At 40.0% G+C, this 19,133-nt stretch carries 15 protein-coding genes, 2 tRNA genes and 2 pseudogenes; 11 read left to right on the forward strand and 8 right to left on the reverse strand.

Annotation, left to right across the window (positions count from 1 at the left end; all coding sequences use genetic code 11):
• Nucleotides 1-91: 91 nt before the first annotated feature.
• From AACQ38_RS10505 to AACQ38_RS10525, 5 genes are all read left to right on the forward strand, one after another.
• Entirely contained in the window at nucleotides 92-1,660 is a 1,569-nt protein-coding gene (locus AACQ38_RS10505; protein WP_207631834.1) for an alpha/beta hydrolase-fold protein, read from the forward strand.
• Between the two features lie 104 nt (nucleotides 1,661-1,764).
• Complete coding sequence (phoA, locus tag AACQ38_RS10510) at nucleotides 1,765-3,207, forward strand: alkaline phosphatase (RefSeq protein ID WP_165578072.1); 1,443 nt, start codon at nucleotides 1,765-1,767, stop codon at nucleotides 3,205-3,207.
• 328 nt (nucleotides 3,208-3,535) lie between these two features.
• Nucleotides 3,536-4,756, forward strand: coding sequence for an MFS transporter (locus AACQ38_RS10515; protein ID WP_165578073.1), 1,221 nt, complete (start codon nucleotides 3,536-3,538; stop codon nucleotides 4,754-4,756).
• A complete protein-coding gene (locus tag AACQ38_RS10520; protein WP_255562340.1) occupies nucleotides 4,756-4,998 on the forward strand; it encodes an aspartate/glutamate racemase family protein in 243 nt (80 codons plus the stop codon). The genes AACQ38_RS10515 and AACQ38_RS10520 overlap by 1 nt, the downstream gene beginning before the upstream one ends.
• A gap of 222 nt (nucleotides 4,999-5,220) precedes the next feature.
• Entirely contained in the window at nucleotides 5,221-5,487 is a 267-nt protein-coding gene (locus AACQ38_RS10525; protein WP_041380391.1) for a DUF1435 family protein, read from the forward strand.
• A 52-nt stretch (nucleotides 5,488-5,539) separates the two neighbouring features.
• Here the strand turns inward: AACQ38_RS10525 and AACQ38_RS10530 are convergent.
• From AACQ38_RS10530 to rsmC, 3 genes are all read right to left on the reverse strand, one after another.
• Nucleotides 5,540-5,626: transfer RNA gene (locus tag AACQ38_RS10530), tRNA-Leu, on the reverse strand.
• A gap of 68 nt (nucleotides 5,627-5,694) precedes the next feature.
• Nucleotides 5,695-5,781, reverse strand: a tRNA-Leu gene (locus AACQ38_RS10535).
• A gap of 164 nt (nucleotides 5,782-5,945) precedes the next feature.
• On the reverse strand, nucleotides 5,946-6,962 hold the full coding sequence (gene rsmC, locus AACQ38_RS10540) for a 16S rRNA (guanine(1207)-N(2))-methyltransferase RsmC (protein WP_011148349.1): 1,017 nt from the start codon (nucleotides 6,960-6,962) through the stop codon (nucleotides 5,946-5,948).
• A gap of 130 nt (nucleotides 6,963-7,092) precedes the next feature.
• Here rsmC and AACQ38_RS10545 point away from each other — a divergent pair, with 130 nt between their 5' ends.
• From AACQ38_RS10545 to AACQ38_RS10565, 5 genes and pseudogenes are all read left to right on the forward strand, one after another.
• Nucleotides 7,093-7,506, forward strand: a complete 414-nt coding sequence (locus tag AACQ38_RS10545) for a DNA polymerase III subunit psi (RefSeq protein WP_011148348.1) — start codon at nucleotides 7,093-7,095, stop codon at nucleotides 7,504-7,506.
• The gene (gene rimI / locus AACQ38_RS10550) at nucleotides 7,475-7,921 is read left to right on the forward strand and encodes a ribosomal protein S18-alanine N-acetyltransferase (RefSeq protein ID WP_011148347.1); all 447 of its coding nucleotides are present in this window, start codon (nucleotides 7,475-7,477) and stop codon (nucleotides 7,919-7,921) included. The genes AACQ38_RS10545 and rimI overlap by 32 nt, the downstream gene beginning before the upstream one ends.
• 156 nt (nucleotides 7,922-8,077) lie before the next feature.
• Complete coding sequence (prfC, locus tag AACQ38_RS10555) at nucleotides 8,078-9,667, forward strand: peptide chain release factor 3 (protein ID WP_011148346.1); 1,590 nt, start codon at nucleotides 8,078-8,080, stop codon at nucleotides 9,665-9,667.
• A 386-nt stretch (nucleotides 9,668-10,053) separates the two neighbouring features.
• A complete protein-coding gene (locus AACQ38_RS10560) occupies nucleotides 10,054-10,431 on the forward strand; it encodes a BON domain-containing protein (RefSeq protein ID WP_113049676.1) in 378 nt (125 codons plus the stop codon).
• Between the two features lie 195 nt (nucleotides 10,432-10,626).
• Nucleotides 10,627-11,544 (forward strand): annotated as a pseudogene (locus tag AACQ38_RS10565) (patatin-like phospholipase family protein); the annotation flags it as partial.
• Nucleotides 11,545-11,685: 141 nt separating this feature from the next.
• On the opposite strand, the pseudogene AACQ38_RS10570 reads toward AACQ38_RS10565, so the two are convergent.
• From AACQ38_RS10570 to AACQ38_RS10585, 4 genes and pseudogenes are all read right to left on the reverse strand, one after another.
• Nucleotides 11,686-11,867, reverse strand: a pseudogene (locus AACQ38_RS10570) (RNA-guided endonuclease TnpB family protein); the annotation flags it as partial.
• A gap of 144 nt (nucleotides 11,868-12,011) precedes the next feature.
• On the reverse strand, nucleotides 12,012-12,629 hold the full coding sequence (locus AACQ38_RS10575) for a hypothetical protein (RefSeq protein WP_011148342.1): 618 nt from the start codon (nucleotides 12,627-12,629) through the stop codon (nucleotides 12,012-12,014).
• 485 nt (nucleotides 12,630-13,114) lie between these two features.
• Nucleotides 13,115-14,137, reverse strand: coding sequence for a photopexin PpxB (ppxB, locus tag AACQ38_RS10580; protein WP_011148341.1), 1,023 nt, complete (start codon nucleotides 14,135-14,137; stop codon nucleotides 13,115-13,117).
• A 93-nt stretch (nucleotides 14,138-14,230) separates the two neighbouring features.
• Nucleotides 14,231-15,925 carry a fucose-binding lectin II gene (locus tag AACQ38_RS10585; protein ID WP_011148340.1) on the reverse strand — a complete coding sequence of 565 codons (1,695 nt, stop codon included), beginning with the start codon at nucleotides 15,923-15,925 and terminating at the stop codon, nucleotides 14,231-14,233.
• Nucleotides 15,926-16,249: 324 nt separating this feature from the next.
• Between AACQ38_RS10585 and AACQ38_RS10590 the strand changes: the two genes are divergently transcribed.
• Complete coding sequence (locus AACQ38_RS10590; protein WP_165578075.1) at nucleotides 16,250-17,143, forward strand: hypothetical protein; 894 nt, start codon at nucleotides 16,250-16,252, stop codon at nucleotides 17,141-17,143.
• Between the two features lie 215 nt (nucleotides 17,144-17,358).
• On the opposite strand, the gene AACQ38_RS10595 is transcribed toward AACQ38_RS10590, so the two are convergent.
• Nucleotides 17,359-18,321 carry a fucose-binding lectin II gene (locus tag AACQ38_RS10595; RefSeq protein ID WP_011148336.1) on the reverse strand — a complete coding sequence of 321 codons (963 nt, stop codon included), beginning with the start codon at nucleotides 18,319-18,321 and terminating at the stop codon, nucleotides 17,359-17,361.
• Nucleotides 18,322-19,133 lie beyond the last annotated feature (812 nt).

Consider the following 19,133-nt stretch of genomic DNA (forward strand, 5'->3'; position numbering starts at 1 on the left):
TTGTTCTTATTATTAAATAAAAATTTAGTGCATGATTTGCCGTGTTAAAAAAATTGAATACCAACAATCAACAATTAAAGAAGAGAAAAAAATGAAAGTAAACATAATGATATGTGCTCTTATGGCTTCCTTTAATGCCTTTGCTTCTCAGTGTCACCAAATAAAATTTCAGCAAGATCAGCAAACAATAACTGGGAATTTTAATTCTCAGAGGGAAGCGTGTATTGAGTTTAATATTCTGCCTGAACATTATGTACGTGGATCGGCATTGGGTATGCAGAAATTGGTGGTACAGAAGGGTAATCAACAACATATTCGTACGCTATTTACTGATAACCCGGTGGATGCTCGTCAATCAATTGGCTTTACCGTTCCTCAGGTAGGAAAATATCGGTTGGCAGCCAAGGGCAAAACAGGGGAACCGTGGCAGCTTACATTGTCATTTCCATCTTATATTCCCAAGGATAATGATTATCGGCAGCAGCCAGAAAGTTTGCGTCTGAAACAACTTCAAACTGAAATCGCACAAGGAAAAGGCACCCATGCTTTCTGGCGGGAAATAACCCGCAAGGGTACGCCGTTAATTGAAGATTATGATGATAAAAATAAGCGAGTCACTTTCCTGTGGCGCGGCGCAAAAGCGAATGTCTTTATTCTGGGGGCACCGAGTGGTGATCATGATCCGATGTCACATTTAGCTGGTACTGATGTTTGGTTTCGCAGCTATATCATTCCGTCAGATACTTTGATGCAATATAGATTGGCACCGGATTTGCCGCGAGTCGAAGGCACGGCTGACGAACAGCGTCGGTCGATTTTGATTACGGCACAGGCCGATCCATTGAATAAAAAGGTCGTGCCGGCTGTATCAGAGGATGTGTTTAACCATGATTCATTGCTGGCACTAAGGCCAACTCTATGTGATATCGCACAATTTAAGCAATCGCCTTTTCAGGGAGCGACTAAACTTCATCAGCTTGAGAGTAAGATTTTGGGCAACAGTCGAGAAATTGCGATTTATCAACCGGTTACTCCGATGAAACAGCCTGCTATGTTGGTGCTGTTTGATGGGCAGATTTACCGTAAACAGTATTATATTGATAGATTTTTCGATTCCCTGATTGAACAGGGCAAGATCCCACCTATGTATGTGGTGTTTATTGATAGCCTGGATAGTGCACGTCGAGGTCAGGAATTACCACCTAATCCTAATTTTGCTGAATTTATGGCGAGTGAATTAATACCGTGGCTGGCTGCTCAGGGTATTAAAGCACCGGCAGAGCGTACCATTATTTCAGGTTCCAGTTATGGTGGATTGGCGTCTTCATGGGTGGCATTTAATCATCCTGAATTGTTTGGCAATGTTCTCAGTATGTCTGGTTCATATTGGTGGGCTCCTCAGGGAGAAGCGCCTGAATGGTTGATCCGTGAGTTTGCTAAAGCAGAGAAAAAACCACTGCGTTTCTATTTACAGGCAGGATTATTTGAAACCAATCGCGGGGAATTGGAAGGTATTTTATATAATAATCGCCGCATGAAACAGACGTTATTACAGAAAGGTTATCTGGTTGAATCCAGTGAAATTTCTAGTGGTCACAATTACATTTCGTGGTGTGAAACTTTGTACTATGGAACACGGTCGTTAGTAACGAAATGGTAAGTTAATTCTATTTTCTTCACATAATTGTCACATAGTTTCTTTAGTATCCCTTTATCAGATAAAGATAATTTTTACTCCGATTACGTTTTAATAAGGAAACCTTAATGTCAAACAAGTATAAGAAAAGTTTGGTTGCAGTCATGGTCTCAACCTTAATTTCAAGTGTCAGCTTACCGGTATCGGCGGCTGATGATCAAAATGCAAATCAAATTATGGCGGAAGGTCGGGCAGTAAAAGGTAATATTACGGAATTTGGTGGTGCTCGCCGTATGACTCAAAATCAGACTGAGGCATTAAAAGCGGCGATAAATAATCATAAAGCTAAAAATGTTATTTTATTTATTGGTGATGGTATGGGAGATTCTGAGATTACTATTGCCCGTAACTATGCAGAAGGTGCGGGTGGATTTTTCAAAGGAATTGATGGCTTGCCATTTACCGGCCAATACACTCACTATTCTCTGGATAAAAAGAGCCGTAAACCCAACTATGCGACGGATTCAGCCGCTTCTGCCACCGCTTGGGCTTCTGGTGTAAAAACCTATAATGGCGCATTGGGTGTTGATGTATTTGGTAAAGATCATCAAACTCTGCTTGAGCTGGCAAAAGCGAATGGTAAAGCAACAGGTAACGTAACGACGGCCAGGGTGCAGGATGCCACGCCAGCAGCACTGTATGCGCATGTCACTGACCGTGGCTGTTATGGTCCGCAAGAGACGATAAAAAAATGTCCAACGAATGCGCTAGAAAATGGCGGGCGTGGTTCGATCACCGAGCAATTATTAGTGGTTCGTGCTGATATCACATTAGGTGGAGGTGCCAAGATTTTCGCCCAGAAATCGGTTGTTGGTACTGGCAAGGATAAAACGTTGGAACAGCAGGCACAGGAACAGGGTTATCAGTTGGTCAGGGATGCTAAGTCACTGGCATCCGTGACTAGAGCGGATCAGAAAAAACCGTTGTTGGGCTTGTTCCATGAAGACAATATGGACATTGCTTGGGAAGGACCTAAAGCCGTTTATCACGGTAATATTGATAATCCCCCAGTGACTTGTAAAGTCAACTCGAAACGGAATCCTGATGCGCCGACATTGGCACAGATGACGGAGAAAGCCATTGATCTGTTGAAAGAAAATCAGAAAGGTTTCTTCTTACAAGTGGAGAGCGCTTCGATTGATAAGCAGGATCACAAAGCTAATCCTTGTGGGCAGATTGGTGAAACTGTCGCATTGGATGAGGCGGTACAAGTTGGTTTGAAATATGCGCGTAAACACGGTGATACATTAGTTATTGTCACCGCTGATCATGCTCACGCCAGTCAGATTATTGAAGCTGATATAAAATCTCCGGGGCTGACTCAGGCATTAATCACGAAAGATGGTTCGGTGATGGCAGTTAGCTACGGTACTTCTGAGGGTAAGGAACAGGAACATACGGGTACTCAGCTACGAGTGGCCGCTTATGGCCCTCAGGCAGCCAATGTTGTAGGTCTGACTGACCAGACAGATCTATTCTTCACGATACGTGATGCGATGAAGTTAAAGTAATTTTTGGGTGGTTGAGGAATAAAGAGTTAAGGAATAAAGAGTTAAGGCCGGATATTCTCTGGCCTTAATTTTTTTGTTGATAAAAAGGCAATATAAATTGCAGATAAAATTTTCAGCAAAACAGTAATCCAAGGGAAATATATACCCTATGGATTTCAAGATGCATCGCGACGGCAAGGGAGCGAATCCCCGGGAGTATATGACTGGGGTGAGTGAGTGCAGCCAACAAAGAGGCAACTTGAAAGATAACGGGTATAGGTGTTGTTTGATGGCAGCTTTTTGTGTTTATATTAGATAGGATTCATAATGTTCAGAGGTGAATTGATTTATGCCACCGTTAATATTAAGGTTATTACCAATAATACTTATCATTGGAATGGTTCCATCATTTATAGAAGTTGATATCACTTTGCCAGCATTTCCCCAAATGCTAAATTTTTTTTCTGCAACTGAATCGGCAGTGCAATTTACTCTAATAGTAAATTTCTTAGGGTTATGTATATTCACACCTATTTTCGGCCCACTTTCAGAATCATATGGGCGAAGAAAAATAATTTTAATCGGCGCTACTCTGTTCTTTATTGGGAGCATAGGTTGTTCAACCGTGGTTGATCTTAATCAATTGTATTTATTTAGATTTATCCAAGGGGCAGGATGCAGTGCTATTTGGATTGTCGGGTTTATAATTTGTTCGGATATTTATAAAGATGAGGAATCAGTACAGGTTTTTGGCATTCTCAACGCGGCAATATCAATGGCCCTCATTATAGCTCCCATTGCGGGTTCTCTTATTGTTGCACATTATAATTGGAGATTTACCTACCACTTAGTGGCTTTACTGAGCTTTCTTTCTCTTATGGCTGTGTTCATCGTTCCTGAAACAAATCGTAATACGGTAAAGTTGAGTGTAAATAAGGTCATCAAAAATTATTGCCAACTTATATTCAATACGCGTTTCTTAATATATTCTTTTACACCTGGGCTATTAGTATCTGCATGTATTGCATATGTATCTGTTGTTCCCTTTTTATATATAGATAAAATAGGATTGAGTTACTACATATTTGCAGTGCATCAAGCGATATTAGGAATATGTTTGTCGGTGGCTGGATTTTATTCAGGTGCTTTGAATAGAAAGATTGGATCAGCTAATTGTATCTATTTGAGTATTATAATTTGTTTGATAGGTTGTGGTTCATTAATGATATTTAGTCATATTTATCCCGAATCTGCAATACTTTTTACACTGTCGATGGCCGTTATCTGTATAGGTTCTGCTTTTCAATATAGTATGGTGTTTTCTCGTTCTTTGGCGTTGCACCCTGAATTAGTTGGTTCAGCATCATCCTTATTAACTTTTTTTCGACTTATTTTCTTCAGTTTCAGTGTCCTTATTTCAGGATGGGCATTTACTGGAAAACTGTTTAATTCAGCAATTGTAGTATCATCAATAATTGCTATGGGGTTGTTATTTTCATTGTTTGTCTTAATTGATTTGCGAAACAATGTAGTTAATAGGAGAATTAATGATGAATCACATGTTAGCTGATTAAAGAAGAGCAGGTAACAGCCATAGTATTAGGTTGTACCGGCATGATGGGGATGGCAAAGTACTTATCCAAAGAGATGAAGGCTGTAGGAATGCCGATTCAAGTAATTGATCCTACAGCAGTTGCATTGGGTTATTTACAGATGATGATAAGAGCTGGTCTTACCCACAGTCGTTTGGAATATCCAAAGTTGGATTTAAGAGAAAGGGAGATTAGTTGCATTAAGCGGCCTTCTTCTTAATTCTGTGTAATTGTCATCCCAATATTGAGTGCTTGAGTTAGTGCTTTGTGATATTTTCGAACCACGGTTTTTCAACTCTGTAGTATGTTGAATCGTAATAGTTTGAACGGGTGTCACAAGATATTGATTTGATCTGCCAGATTAGCTATTTCAACTGACTTGTACTTCACGCTTTTTTGTATATGATATTGGTAATCATTATCATTTGTCTGGGTGCAAGTTATGATCAGGGTTAAAGACAGAGAGAGATCGCTTTTCTGGCAGGGTATCACCAGCTTGTGGGGAATAGGTTTATCTAGCTTGGCTGGCATGCTATTCGTCATCATCAATCCCGGAATTGAGCAGTTTAAAATTGGGGTAGTATTAGCGATGTTGCTGACGCTATTTATGCTGCTAAACCAGAAGTCACGCCATTTTCTATTAATACCATCAGGGTTTGCTGTGTTATGTGCTTTATTGGCTGGAGCATATCGACTGGGTTGTTTTTGACGTTTTATAGCAGAATAAATGGAGAGAAGTTCGATAAGAAAAACAGACAGATTGGTGCGAAAGGAGGGACTTGAACCCTCACGTCCGTAAGGACACTAACACCTGAAGCTAGCGCGTCTACCAATTCCGCCACCCTCGCAGGTACTGTCATTTTACTTTTTATTGCTTAATCTAAACTGGCCGAATTCAATCAGCGGTTGTCTGATTTGGTGCGAAGGGGGGGACTTGAACCCCCACGTCCGTAAGGACACTAACACCTGAAGCTAGCGCGTCTACCAATTCCGCCACCCTCGCAAATTCAGACATTATCAATCTGTTGATTGATAATACGGAGGCGCATTTTAGAGGTTTTGTAGCCGACGTCAATCATTATTTATTTATACCCGTTATCTTTCAAGTTGCCTCTTTGTTTGTTATCAAAGATGGCCTGTCCTTGAATCAAGGACAGGCTGAGTCAATTAGAATTTTTTTGTTGCCTGATAAACCTTGAATTTCCCCGTCTGAGCAATGACTTCATGAGTACCAAAAGTTTTATCCAGTAAGTCGGGATAAGGTAGGAAAGCATTGGCAACAATCCGCAATTTTCCTCCGGGTTTGAGGTGGTTGGGAGCTTGGCGGATCAGATCATCGGTTGCCAGTAAACTGGTTTTTAATCCTTCATGAAAAGGAGGATTAGAGATAATCCAGTCGAATTTATCTTCGATATTGGAATAAACGTTACTGACAACAACATGGCCTTCCAGTTTATTGGCTTTTAAGGTTGCTTTACTGGAGGCAATCGCTGCTGCATTAACATCACTGAGCGTCAGTGCTAACTCAGGGTTTTTCTTACCCAATACCGCTGCCAGTACACCCGCACCACAGGCGATATCCAGTAAATTGCCGGAGAGAGGCTTGTCAAAGGTAGAAAGCAATAAACGGCTACCAACATCCAATTCATCCTGGCTAAATACACCCGGTAACGTATTCACTATGACGTTTTCCACCTGATAACTGTTCCACCAGTTATCCTGTTCGAACTGCACCTCATGTTCTAACTGGCCGTAGAACAGGCTGCAACGACGGGCACTATCGATTTTTCGAAACGTTGCCATGCCGTCCATCAGTTTGTCTACACTACGTACTCCGCTACGGTTTTCACCGACAATAAAAATATTGATACCTTTTGGCAAAACAGAGAACAGGCTGCGTAATTGAAAGCGAGCTTCCTGCTTACTTTTAGGCCAGTAGTAGATCAGGGTGTCACAACCTTGAGTAAATGCTTTTTCGGCTACCAGGCCAAACCAGGCACTCTCACCCAGCGTGCGGATCAGTGATTGCCAGTGATGATATTGGTTAGTGTGCACTCGCACACTGGCAGCATCAATTTGGGTTGCCAGTGTATCCTGAATATCACCGGCGAAGAGCAGGTGGTGAGAGCTAAATTGCTCACGGTGACGTAAAATAACTTCACTGGCGGGGGTTAACGCAGACATTTGTCTATAAGCTCCTTCAATGGTTCTGTGCTCAAGTATCAGATAGTGATAAATCTCAACCCAATATTGGCGCAGATCGTGGCCTCTGATAACATGTTACCGATTATTTTTTACAGCAGGTAATATAGATATGGTAACCCGGCGCGACAGGTTATTAGCTCAATTGGGGATTACCCAATGGACCTTACGTAACCCTACGGTTTTGCAAGGTGAATTAGCTGTTCACTTACCTGACACCACTCGTCTGCTGATTATTACCAATGACCACATTGATTTAACTAATTCATTATTAATAGATATTTTCACCGCTATGGGGTTGGATAAATCCTCTGTTTACTGCATTACAACAAATAATGTTGCGATGTTACCGGAACAGGTTAAGTGCCCATATTGGTTGTTAGGGGTGGATATTACACTATCATGGCCGGGAATTTCTTTGAGAAGCCCGGCATTAAATGATTTATATTGTGATGGACAGGCAAAACGTTCTCTTTGGCAACAGATTTCTCAACATGAACAACATTTCTCTATTAACTCCCGCTGATCTCCCGTCCGCTTTTCTGGTTGAGAAAGCCAGTCACGCGTTCCCGTGGAGTGAAAAAACATTTTTCGGTAATCAGGGGGAGCGGTATTTGAATTATAAAATAGCGATTAATGAACAACTTATTGGTTTTGCCATAACCCAAGTGATATTAGATGAAGCAACCCTATTTAATATTGCTATTGATCCTGACTACCAAGGTAAGGGTTATGGTAAAGCATTATTAGCGTATTTAATGTCAATTTTACCGGGCAAAGGGGTGAATACCTTATGGCTTGAAGTCAGACAATCGAATCATTCTGCTATTAGATTGTATGAACAAGCAGGGTTTAACCAAGTCTCTGTTCGTAAGCATTACTATCCTACTGCGACAGGTAAAGAAGATGCCATCATCATGGCGTTGCCGCTGTTTGCCTAATAAGCGCTATAAAATTGATTGATTGTTTATAGCACCAATTTCAGCGAAAATGAGCGCCAATTTTTCATTCACCCACGGGTTTGGCAACTGTTCTCCTTGCGGGGAAGCGTCTGATGTTGAATACAAGCCCGTATATAAAGCAGAAGATTGTTATTGATGTCAAATTCCCCTTTTCAGCAGGAAGTCGCTAAACGGCGAACTTTTGCTATCATTTCTCACCCTGATGCAGGGAAAACGACGATTACTGAAAAAGTATTGCTGTTTGGGCAGGCGATTCAGAAAGCCGGTACGGTGAAAGGCCGTGGTTCAAACCAGCACGCGAAATCTGACTGGATGGAAATGGAGAAACAGCGTGGTATTTCCATTACCACTTCTGTGATGCAGTTTCCTTATCAAGATTGCCTGGTTAACCTGTTGGATACGCCGGGGCATGAAGATTTCTCCGAAGATACTTATCGTACATTGACGGCGGTTGACTGTTGTTTGATGGTCATTGATGCCGCTAAAGGGGTTGAGGAGCGGACACGTAAATTGATGGAAGTGACCCGTCTGCGCGATACCCCGATTCTAACATTCATGAACAAGCTTGACCGCGATATCCGTGATCCGATGGAGCTGATGGATGAAGTGGAAAATGAGTTGAATATCGCTTGTTGCCCGATCACTTGGCCGATTGGGTGCGGTAAGTCTTTTAAAGGGGTTTATCACCTCTATCTTGATGAAACTTACCTGTATCAGACCGGAAAGGGGCACACGATTCAGGAAGTCCGCGCAATTAAGGGGCTGAATAATCCTGAACTGGATGCCGCGATTGGTGAAGATCTGGCTGAACAATTGCGTCAGGAGCTGGAACTGGTGCAGGGGGCTTCTCATGAGTTTGATCATCAGGCATTTTTGCAAGGTGAACTAACACCGGTCTTTTTCGGTACTGCACTGGGTAACTTCGGCGTAAATCACATGTTGGATGGTTTGGTTAAATGGGCACCTGCGCCGATGCCGCGTCAGACAGATGTTCGCGAAGTCTCCGCTCAGGAAGATAAATTTACCGGGTTTATCTTTAAGATTCAGGCCAATATGGATCCTAAACACCGTGACCGTGTGGCTTTCTTGCGTGTGGTGTCAGGTCAATATGAAAAAGGCATGAAGCTGCATCAGGTAAGAATTAAGAAAGATGTGGTGATTGCTGATGCGCTGACATTTATGGCGGGTGATCGTTCTCATGTGGATCATGCCTATCCGGGAGATATTATCGGTTTGCATAACCACGGGACAATTCAGATTGGTGATACCTTTACTCAAGGGGAAGATCTGAAATTTACCGGCATTCCTAACTTTGCGCCGGAATTATTCCGTCGTATTCGCTTGCGTGATCCTCTGAAACAGAAACAACTGCTGAAAGGATTGGTTCAATTATCTGAGGAAGGTGCTGTACAGGTATTTCGTCCACTGGCAAATAACGATTTGATTGTGGGAGCCGTTGGTATTCTCCAGTTTGATGTGGTTGTTGCCCGTTTAAAAAGCGAATACAACGTTGAAGCTTTATATGAACCAGTAAATGTCTCAACAGCGCGTTGGGTTGAGTGTCATGATGCTAAGAAGCTGGAAGAGTTTAAGCGTAAGAGTGAGCAAAATCTGGCGCTCGATGGTGGTGATAATCTGACCTATATTGCCCCAACGATGGTTAACCTAAATTTGACCCGTGAACGTTATCCTGACATCAATTTCCGTAAAACACGGGAACATTAATATTTTTAAGGCTAACAACAAGTTAGCCTTTTTCTTTACAAAAATATATGTAACACAAGAATAATTTATAATTTAGTCGGGTAAGATCCATCTTATTTTATAGCACTTTGCTTTATTTTCCTGTTACTATTTCCTCGGTCTTTGCTGTATTGATGTGCTTATTTCCCGATTTAGCCTCTCAGCTATTGGGAGTGATAACCTGTTTTTAATTCTAATGTAGATTGTGATTCTGCTTAGATTACGATTCTACTTAGATACATTGTGTAAAGATGCATTGTGTAAAAACACCTGTGTAAAAGCACACTGCGTAAAAGCATACTGTGTAAAAACGGTTTGAATGGCTTTATAGATTCAGAAATCTAACCGGCAATTAAGGAAGGTATAGGATGAAGAATGTTAAATTGGCCCACTTGTTGGTGGCTATTGCCTTGGGTACCGCTGTCGTTAGCAATAGTGTACTGGCGGAGGAGTCTTTTAAAAATAAAGCGACACAAGCACTCGACAGTGCTGGTCAGAAAATCGATGATTCAATGAAAAACATCGATGGTTATATGGGTGATAGTGCGACCACAGCGAAGATTAAAAGTGAGTTGTTGGCAGCAAAAGGGATCAACAGTAGTGATATCTCAGTAAAAACAGAGAGGAGAGTTGTCTATATTTCTGGTTTTGTGAAAAGCGAGAAACAATCCAGAGAAATTATAGAGATTATCTCTAAAGTGAAAGGGGTCAAGTCGATTCAAAACGGTCTGACCATAAAAAAATAATATATTTTGTTATGAGTGGTTGTTTTCCATTCAGATAATTTTACGTTGTACTAAACTGAATAGCACTAACCAGATATGCGCCCTCACCAGGGGTACTTTTATCAAAATATTGGCTACGTAGCACCATAATATAATGACGGATAATAACTTTCCAAGTTATGCTCTCTATCCGTCATTTATTTTCTTGGGGGCTGTGTGGGGAAACGTATACCGATAACGTTGGGGAATATTGATCTATTATCCTATAAATATAAGTCGTCTATTAAATCTGGAAAGGTTGCACTGGTTTGTGAAGGTGGAGGGCAACGCGGCATTTTTACTGCGGGTGTGCTGGATGAATTTATGCGTGTTGAATTCAACCCATTTGATCTGCTGCTTGGCACTTCGGCAGGCGCTCAGAACCTGTCAGCTTATATTTGTGGACAGCGTGGATATGCCCGGCGAGCGATCAGTCGCTATACAACTAATCCAGCCTTCTTTAACCCTTTGCGTTTTGTACGTGGTGGTCATTTAGTTGATTTAGATTGGTTTGTGCAGACCGCTTCACAGGAACTGCCATTGGATATCCCGACAGCTTTACGCAAATTTGAGGCTGGATGTGAGTTTTACATGTGCGCATGTCGTTCAGATAATTTTGAACCTACCTATTTCCAGCCTGATGAGAATAATTGGCTGGAAGTGATTAAGGCATCAAGTGCCATTCCTGGGTTTTATCGCAATGGTGTGACGATCAATGATGTTGTTTATTATGATGGTGGCATCAGTGATGCGATTCCAGTAGAAGAGGCGTATCGGCGTGGTGCAGATACCATCGTGGTGATCCGTACGGTCCCTTCACAGCTCTATTACACGCCTGATTGGATGCAACGAATGGAACGTTGGTTGGGAGATAGTGGTCTGCAAAAGATGGTACGGATGCTACAACAACATGCGAAAAGCTACCACCACACCCAGAAATTTATTGAAAATCCACCTGATGATGTGCAGATTTTTGAAATTTATCCGCCTGCACCATTAACTGCCAGTGCATTAGGCAGCCGTTTGCCAGCGCTGAGTCGGGATTATCACCTTGGGCGTCGTTGTGGTCGCTATTTCTTGGCGACAGTGGGTCACTTATTTGTTGGTAATAAGTTTAATCTTGGTGACTGCTCCTCATCCTATCGCGAGAAGCTTCCCACTTCAAAGGCCGCCGCTGGAGTATGACAAGCACGATCGGGCTCAATTTGGCATATCGGACACTGCCAGTTGCGTTTGTTTAATCGCATTATCCAGTACCTTCACGCCAACACAATGATGATTTGACTGTTTTCCATGTTGACGTTTAAACGTTGGAAACTTCGCCCGCAGCTTAGGATTAAATTTGGATTAAAGAAGTTATCGAACGCGGTATTCAGATTAATAATCGCCTGTTACAGCGCAATAGAATCATATTCTTCATTCCTCCGCCGGGCATTGAGCCCGGCGATAGAAAAGTTGAAAGCATACTGAATATCAATACCATTCCATTTTTGACGAAAATTATGGAGATACTTATGTCGCATTGGGCGAGTATCTGTCTTGAGCGATAAAGTGAGTCGTTATTACCGCATCTTACGCCACAATGGCATGATATTGGTCAACACATCAGGGGGAGGGCAAGGATCATTCACCTTTGCCATTTTCCACAAACCAGTGTGGCTTTTACGGGCCGCATTATTGGACATGAAAACTTGATATAACGAGCCTGTATCGCCGGCATGATTATGGGTATCAAGAAAACCTTTATTTCCCCATCGATTATAGAGGGAGATACTATCGCCTTCTCTGATGTTTGCATTTGGTGGTGTGGTTTCACAATAAATAACCCATTCTAATGCCGCTTTTTTGCGGATATCTGAGGTGTAGACTTGATGTATTTCGGTTAATTGTTCATTTTGCTCCACCACATCATAATATCGTAAATAACCGCCATCACAGTAATACAGGTTGTGCAGTAAAATAATATCATTATTGATTATTTCACTGCCGACAGATTTTCCTGTTGCTGACTCAATTCGCCAGGCGCCGCCATAAATAGCTAAAGAAGCGTCTACAGTTACCACGCCATATTTTGTTCCGGGTTTATTACCGTTGCCAAATACACTGAGATACCCCCCGCTCCAGTTCTTGTAGCTGTTTAATATTGTCACGGTATCGCCATATTTAAGTACATTATCCATATCCATCATTTCCTCGGAAAATATTTTATTGCCTTTCAAACAACTGATACTTACCCTGAAATGACTTTCCCTCCGATTATGCTATTAGTGCATAACTTCTGGTGTCATTTCAGGATTCGGTTATTGCCATCAACAGGTTATCTTGCCTTTTATCTGATCCCTTGTGGGCCTAAAATAGGGTTGAATTCCTGCACTGTTGAATATTCATAGCAATGGGAGATAGGAAAAGAAAAGATCAAAAAGTTAATTTTTATCAGATAGGGGATTATTTGGAGGATGAGTGAGTTTGGCTTATTATCATGTTACTTGAAAAGGTAAGCCATGTTTTTTCTGTTTTTAACCCTGTTCATATCAGCAAAAACGGTATCATTTTACCGATATATCTGCCGTGATATACAGAAAAAAGCGGCATAATACCGCTTTAATTTATTGATAAATGTCATCTCTACTGATGTTGCCAGCGTAGTGTATTTTGGCTTTTTTATTCAGGACTGTGACCAAATTAACACGACTATGCTGTCATTGTAATTATTATTGCCTCCATTGCTGGCACCGATAATGGCTGTTCCCGGTTTTTCGTCAAGGGTGTTATAGGCGTAACGGAGTTTGCAGGGCTTGCCGTCGCCTATCATTTCAATGCAGACTTTGCCGGTACTCGATGAGTAATTTTTAAAGCCCAACACACTATTGGCACCTTGGCTGATTAATGTATCGACTAACTGATCGTCAATATACACTTTTATCGTTTGCTGGTGGGCAGTATTACCATAGGCTGACAGGCTAAGCTTTATATTGTGAGGTAACTGGAAACAGTGTTTACCGGTATTTGTGCTGCCACATATTCCGCCACAGTTTCTATACTCACTACCTAACGAATCAATATCAACCGATACGGCGGCTTGAACTTTTTTGAAAGTAACTCCGTTCCAGTAAGCTTGAATAAAGGAGGGTTCACCATCGATAGCATGAGATTTTGTATTGTATTGGATGTAATAACTATCCTTGAAAAAGTAAATAGTAGCGCCGGCGGTATTTTTCCATAAAATAACGGCATTGAGGTCTTCACTAAATCCTGCATATTTCCCGATAGTGCCCCACCGGTCTGAAATGGTTTTCTTATTAATCGAATGTGAACTGACGGTGTAATCGATGCAATCTCTGCCTTTGAAGAAACAGACAACATCTTGTTTTGTATCCACCCATTCTGTGGCTGCGTCGATACCATTTTCAAATCCGGTACCTTTCAATCCCGGCCATCCCTCAATAATGGGTTTTGGCCCATCAATCACCAAGGCTTTGGCTATATCGAATTTAAGGTATTGAGAGCCTTTAAAAAAATATAATGAGCCGTTTAAATTAATCACATCGTCAATATCTTTTTGAAACTCGATAGGGAGACTAGGCCAATCATTGCTGATAGTTTGGGGATAACTCGTGTCTGCTTTATCTTCTGAGTCGTTATATCTAATGTTTTCTGAGTTAAGAAATAAATAGGTGTTTGAATTCATTTTTTACATCCTTAATAATGGTTAATTTGAATGTCATTTTGATGTGTTTACTCGATTTTCTATTTTCAGATATCACTGCGATATATTTTTGTCTCATGATAATGGCCAATTCAACACTACCACACTATCATCATAATTGTCATTGGAACCATTGTTAGCGCCGATAATGGCTGTGCCGGGTTTTGCTTCGAGAGTGTTATAGGCATAACGGAGTTTGCCGGGTTTACCCTCTCCTATCATCTCGATGCAGACTTTGCCGGTACCTGATGTGTAGGTCCTAACATCTGTTATGTGACTTATTCCTTTACCGGTTAAGGTATCGACCAATCGGTCATCGATATAGACATTGATTGATTGTTGATGAACATCACTATTTACGTAGGCAGTCAGGCCAAATCGAATACTTTGAGGTAATTGAAAGCAGTGTTTACCGGTATTATTAATCCCACATGTTCCACCGCATTTTATATTGATATTACTCCCCAATACATTGGGATCAACGGACACTGCTGCTTGAATTTTATTGAAAGTGACGCCTTTCCATTTAGTTTGAATAAGCTCGGGTTCACCATACATACTATTCAACATGAGATGTAAACGGAGATACTCATTACCTTTAAAAAGATAAATAAAATAACCGGAGTTCCGCCATAGAATAGCGGCATCTAAATTTGCACTAAATTTTGCGTATTCTCCGGTAATTCTCCATCTTTCTGCGATATTTTTCTTATCAATGGTGTGTGAACTCACAGTGTAATTAATACATTCCTTGCCTTTAAAGAAACAAACGATATCTTCTTTTACATCTATCCACTCTGTGGCGGCGTCTATCCCGTTTTCAAATTCCGTTCCGGCTAATCCCGGCCATCCCTCTATAATGGGTTTTGGTCCGTCAATCACTTGTGCTTTTGCAATATCAAATTTAAGATATTGCGAGCCTTTAAAGAAATACAAAGAACCATTTAAATTAATCACATCATCAATATGCCTTTGAAACTCAATAGGCAGATTAGGCCAATTATTACGGATAGGTTGAGGATAACCGGTATCGATGTTATTTAATGGATCATTATATTTAATATTTTCTGAATTAAGGAAGAAATAGGTATTGGTATTACTGTCATTGCCCATCTCGCTGCCTAATAAATCCATATCAATTGGCACCGCAGCTTGAACTCTTTTGAAGGTCACACCCCGCCAATTAGCACCAATGGGTGCTTGACCATCGATGGTATTCGATTTCAGATTAATCCTGATGTTCGAATTGTCTTTGAAAAGGAAAAGAAAAGGGCTACCAATATTTATCCATAAAATAGCTGTATCCAGATTTTCACTAAATTCTGAGTATTGTTCTGTTATCCCCCATCTGTCTGCGATAGTTTTCTTGCTAACAGTATGTGAACTCACCGTATAATCAATACAATCACTACCTTTAAAGAAACAGACGACATCGGTCATACCCATTTTTGCTACATAGGGCCATTCTATGGCTACATCTATCCCGTTTTCAAATTCCGTTCCGGCTAATCCCGGCCATCCTGCTATAATAGGTTTTGGTCCATCAATCACTTTTGCTTTTGCGATATCAAATTTAAGATATTGTGAGCCTTTAAAAAAATACAAAAAACCATTTAAATTAATCACATCATCAATATGCCTTTGAAATTCAATAGGAAGATCAGGCCAATCGTTATTTATAGGCTGGGGATAACCGATATCAGATTCATACGACTTCTGATTGTGTCTAATATTTTCTGAGCCAAGAAAAAGATAACTTGATGTATTCATTTATATATATCCTTTTTGGTGATTGGGATTTAATATTTCGTTTGAATTTTTTTACCACTGAAATAGGGTGAGAATAATATTAAGATACGCTAATTTAACTCTATCATATTGATCATCTGTCTGGTGAATAGGGAAATTTATATTATTTAAATTAATCCTGATGATAGGTTATAAGCAAGACTATATATTAACAACTCATTAATGGATTTAATATTGTTGGATTTTATGTGGATTACTTTATTTAAGAATTAAAGATGAACTTATTTGAGGTATAAAATACAAGATTAATGTGTAATTGTATTTTTTATAGGAGATATTTTAGTTATGAAATTAGAACAACATGAACGTCAAATCTCAATTGAAAGTCCGTCTAATTCCACAGCAGTTCCAATAACGGTATGGGAACCAAATTTATATCCTGAAGGTCGGTGGGTAGATGCGACAACACAGAGAGCTGGTGTGTTGTTTAAGGATTCAGCCAATGCGACTAGCGCTTGGGATATCGTCAGTGTTGGGGGAAGGAAAGCTTTCAAGGCACAAACTTTGTCTAAATTTGGTAATAGCGGTAGCCACTGTCTCGGGATTGCAACAGACACACCGGTTGATGCCAGACATTGTTATTGTGAACTTGACCTGTTTTGTAATCCATATCCTGACATTTCAGTAAGTGTGCTATCCAAGAAAACGAGCGCAAGCGGTACATATCAAAATATTGGTTACGGCTATATGGCGATTCATTTGACTGGGGGATATCAAGGTAAGCCTCAATGGATGCCATCAAATATTTCGTTAGGGACTTCGATTGACACGGCGACGCCTTATCTCATGGTTTGGAATCTTCAGGCTAATTTGATTCAGTCAGTCAATTTTGTTGGTAAACAAACAGATGGTATTTATAAAGGGCAACCGACGCTAGGCAGTGCTAATTCTGGTGTTGCACTGAGTTATGAATGGCCAAAAAATACTTGGTCACGTTGGCGTATTGGATTGCTTGCGGCAAATAACGGTACATTAATTATTGAGTGGTATAATAGTGTGGCAGATAAATGGAAGGTAGAGCTTTGCCAATATAATATGAACACGCTGATGACGGGAAATCTTGCGGCTGGTCAAATAGGGATTATTTCTGGTATGTCTTCTCAGGCTACTACAATAGATCAACAAAATTCTCTTTACCGAACACCGTTTGATCGAGCGATATTTTTTCAAGATTTTTAATATGGAATATTGAATCTGGTTATTTGACTATCTTGTAGGATATATACCAAGGGGCTTTCTTATTAGCCCCTAATTATTGTAATATCGAAAAATGATTTTGATGATAATTTTATTAGCGTTGCTAAATGTGGCATAAAAAAGCGGCATAATACCGCTTTAATTGATTGGTAAATATTATTTTCGTTTGTGGTGAAATTTTTCAAAGTATTTTTAATTCACACCAGCGGCCAATTTAATATTACTACGCAATCATTGTAATTATTATTGGTGCCATTTTCAGCGCCGATAATGGCTGTTCCCGGTTTTCCATCGAGGGTGTTATCGAAATAACGCAGTTTGCTAGGTTTGCCATCTCCTTCAATTTCAATACAAACTTTTCCTGTACCTGATGTGTAGGTTTTGGTCGCCATCGGATTATTTGTTCCTTTGCCGGTTAATGTGTCTACCAGAAGGTCGTCAATATAGACTTTTACCGTTTGCTGAATGTTCGTATTATTGTAAGCTGTCAGGCCAAATCGAATACTTTGAGGCAATTGGAAACAGTGTTTACCGGTGTCGCTAGTACCACATTCTCCACCACAATTTGAGGGTTTGGTAGGCGGACAAGGGTCATTGATTTTTTCCATCTTCCACTGGTCTACCTTATGTACTTTACGAGCGCTATTACCAGAAAGAGATACACCATATAACGTGTTTGGTTTGTTGGCATTACCATAACTATTAAGGAAACCTTTATTTCCCCATCGATTATGTAGGCTGATAATTGCTCCTTCTATGATATTTCCCTTTATAGAATAAGGTGTTTCGCAATAAATAATCCACTCTAATGTTTTTGGAGAATATGTATTTATATCAGATGTGACTATCGGATGTATTTCTCCACTTGGTACCGGTTGATTTGGGCCATCATAATATCCCAAATAACCACCATCGCAGAAAGCCAGATTATGAAGCAAAATAATATCATCATTAATTATTTCGCTGCCGATAGCTTTTCCCGTTCCTGATTGTATTCGCCATATTACCCCTAGATCAGAAAAGGAAGGAGCTACAGTTAATACGTTATGTTTTGCTCCTGGGATGTCGTTACTTCCATGTGTACTGAGATATCCTCCTTGCCAGTTATTGTAACCATTTAATATTCTTACTGTATCGCCATATTTAAGTATATCTGCCATAATTTATCCTTAATGTTTGTGGTTTATTTTTAACAATGAGTATGACACTGAAATTACCCTGGCTTAATTATTCTGTTTCATAATTTTATGGGTTATTTCAGAATAGGTTATTAAAATCAGCGAAATGCTCAACTTTTTTGTAATCCTAAAAAAATGATTAACGCTTGATTTGGATTAATTATGAATATTAATGGTTGTTGAAGAAAGGCAGAGGATTTGTTTCTTGCTTCTGACAATGAATATATCACTAATATTACTTTCATTTAATTTACTATATTTCTATCTTGAACTGTGGAGAAATCACATTATACCGCTTGATTTAATAACGATAGAAAAATAAAAACTTAATTTTTATTGACACGAAGGATACAACTCTAATAAATTGATACTTTGATATAAATAACATTTATACCTAATAGATTATCTGGATGGAACTCAGTCCAATTTTTGCGATCTGAACATCCAAGATTAACGGAAATATAAATAATCGATATTTTGATAACGGGATTATTATTATGCGAATACAAGTTAAAAACTCATTTAAATGAATGGCATTCATTGAATGGTTGTTGTAAATATAATATTTTCTCGTTTTTCCTTTTCTGGTATTTGATTCTTTAGGCTCTTCTATTAATGCATTCGGTAAAGACTTGCCTGAGAAAATATGGGAAGATGTTTTTTGTAGCTTGGTAGAAATACTATAAATGGTAATGACTAACTAATAAGACAGAGAAACAGATTGTGGCAAAGAAAGAAAAACGGCCTCACCATGACGGATTATTCAAATATTTTTTAACGCAGCCTGAAACGGC

The sequence above is a fragment of the Photorhabdus sp. RW14-46 genome, assembly GCF_963887965.1.
Classification (GTDB): domain Bacteria; phylum Pseudomonadota; class Gammaproteobacteria; order Enterobacterales; family Enterobacteriaceae; genus Photorhabdus; species Photorhabdus laumondii.

Coding starts and splice junctions, on each gene's coding strand:
- rsmC (WP_011148349.1), bottom strand. CDS start 6,962: ATGTCTGCGTTAACCCCCGCCAGTGAAGTTATTTTACGTCACCGTGAG.
- prfC (WP_011148346.1), top strand. CDS start 8,078: ATGTCAAATTCCCCTTTTCAGCAGGAAGTCGCTAAACGGCGAACTTTT.
- AACQ38_RS10560 (WP_113049676.1), top strand. CDS start 10,054: ATGAAGAATGTTAAATTGGCCCACTTGTTGGTGGCTATTGCCTTGGGT.
- rimI (WP_011148347.1), top strand. CDS start 7,475: ATGAACAACATTTCTCTATTAACTCCCGCTGATCTCCCGTCCGCTTTT.
- AACQ38_RS10590 (WP_165578075.1), top strand. CDS start 16,250: ATGAAATTAGAACAACATGAACGTCAAATCTCAATTGAAAGTCCGTCT.
- AACQ38_RS10515 (WP_165578073.1), top strand. CDS start 3,536: ATGCCACCGTTAATATTAAGGTTATTACCAATAATACTTATCATTGGA.
- ppxB (WP_011148341.1), bottom strand. CDS start 14,137: ATGAATTCAAACACCTATTTATTTCTTAACTCAGAAAACATTAGATAT.
- AACQ38_RS10595 (WP_011148336.1), bottom strand. CDS start 18,321: ATGGCAGATATACTTAAATATGGCGATACAGTAAGAATATTAAATGGT.
- AACQ38_RS10505 (WP_207631834.1), top strand. CDS start 92: ATGAAAGTAAACATAATGATATGTGCTCTTATGGCTTCCTTTAATGCC.
- AACQ38_RS10575 (WP_011148342.1), bottom strand. CDS start 12,629: ATGGATAATGTACTTAAATATGGCGATACCGTGACAATATTAAACAGC.
- phoA (WP_165578072.1), top strand. CDS start 1,765: ATGTCAAACAAGTATAAGAAAAGTTTGGTTGCAGTCATGGTCTCAACC.
- AACQ38_RS10545 (WP_011148348.1), top strand. CDS start 7,093: ATGGTAACCCGGCGCGACAGGTTATTAGCTCAATTGGGGATTACCCAA.
- AACQ38_RS10585 (WP_011148340.1), bottom strand. CDS start 15,925: ATGAATACATCAAGTTATCTTTTTCTTGGCTCAGAAAATATTAGACAC.
- AACQ38_RS10525 (WP_041380391.1), top strand. CDS start 5,221: ATGATCAGGGTTAAAGACAGAGAGAGATCGCTTTTCTGGCAGGGTATC.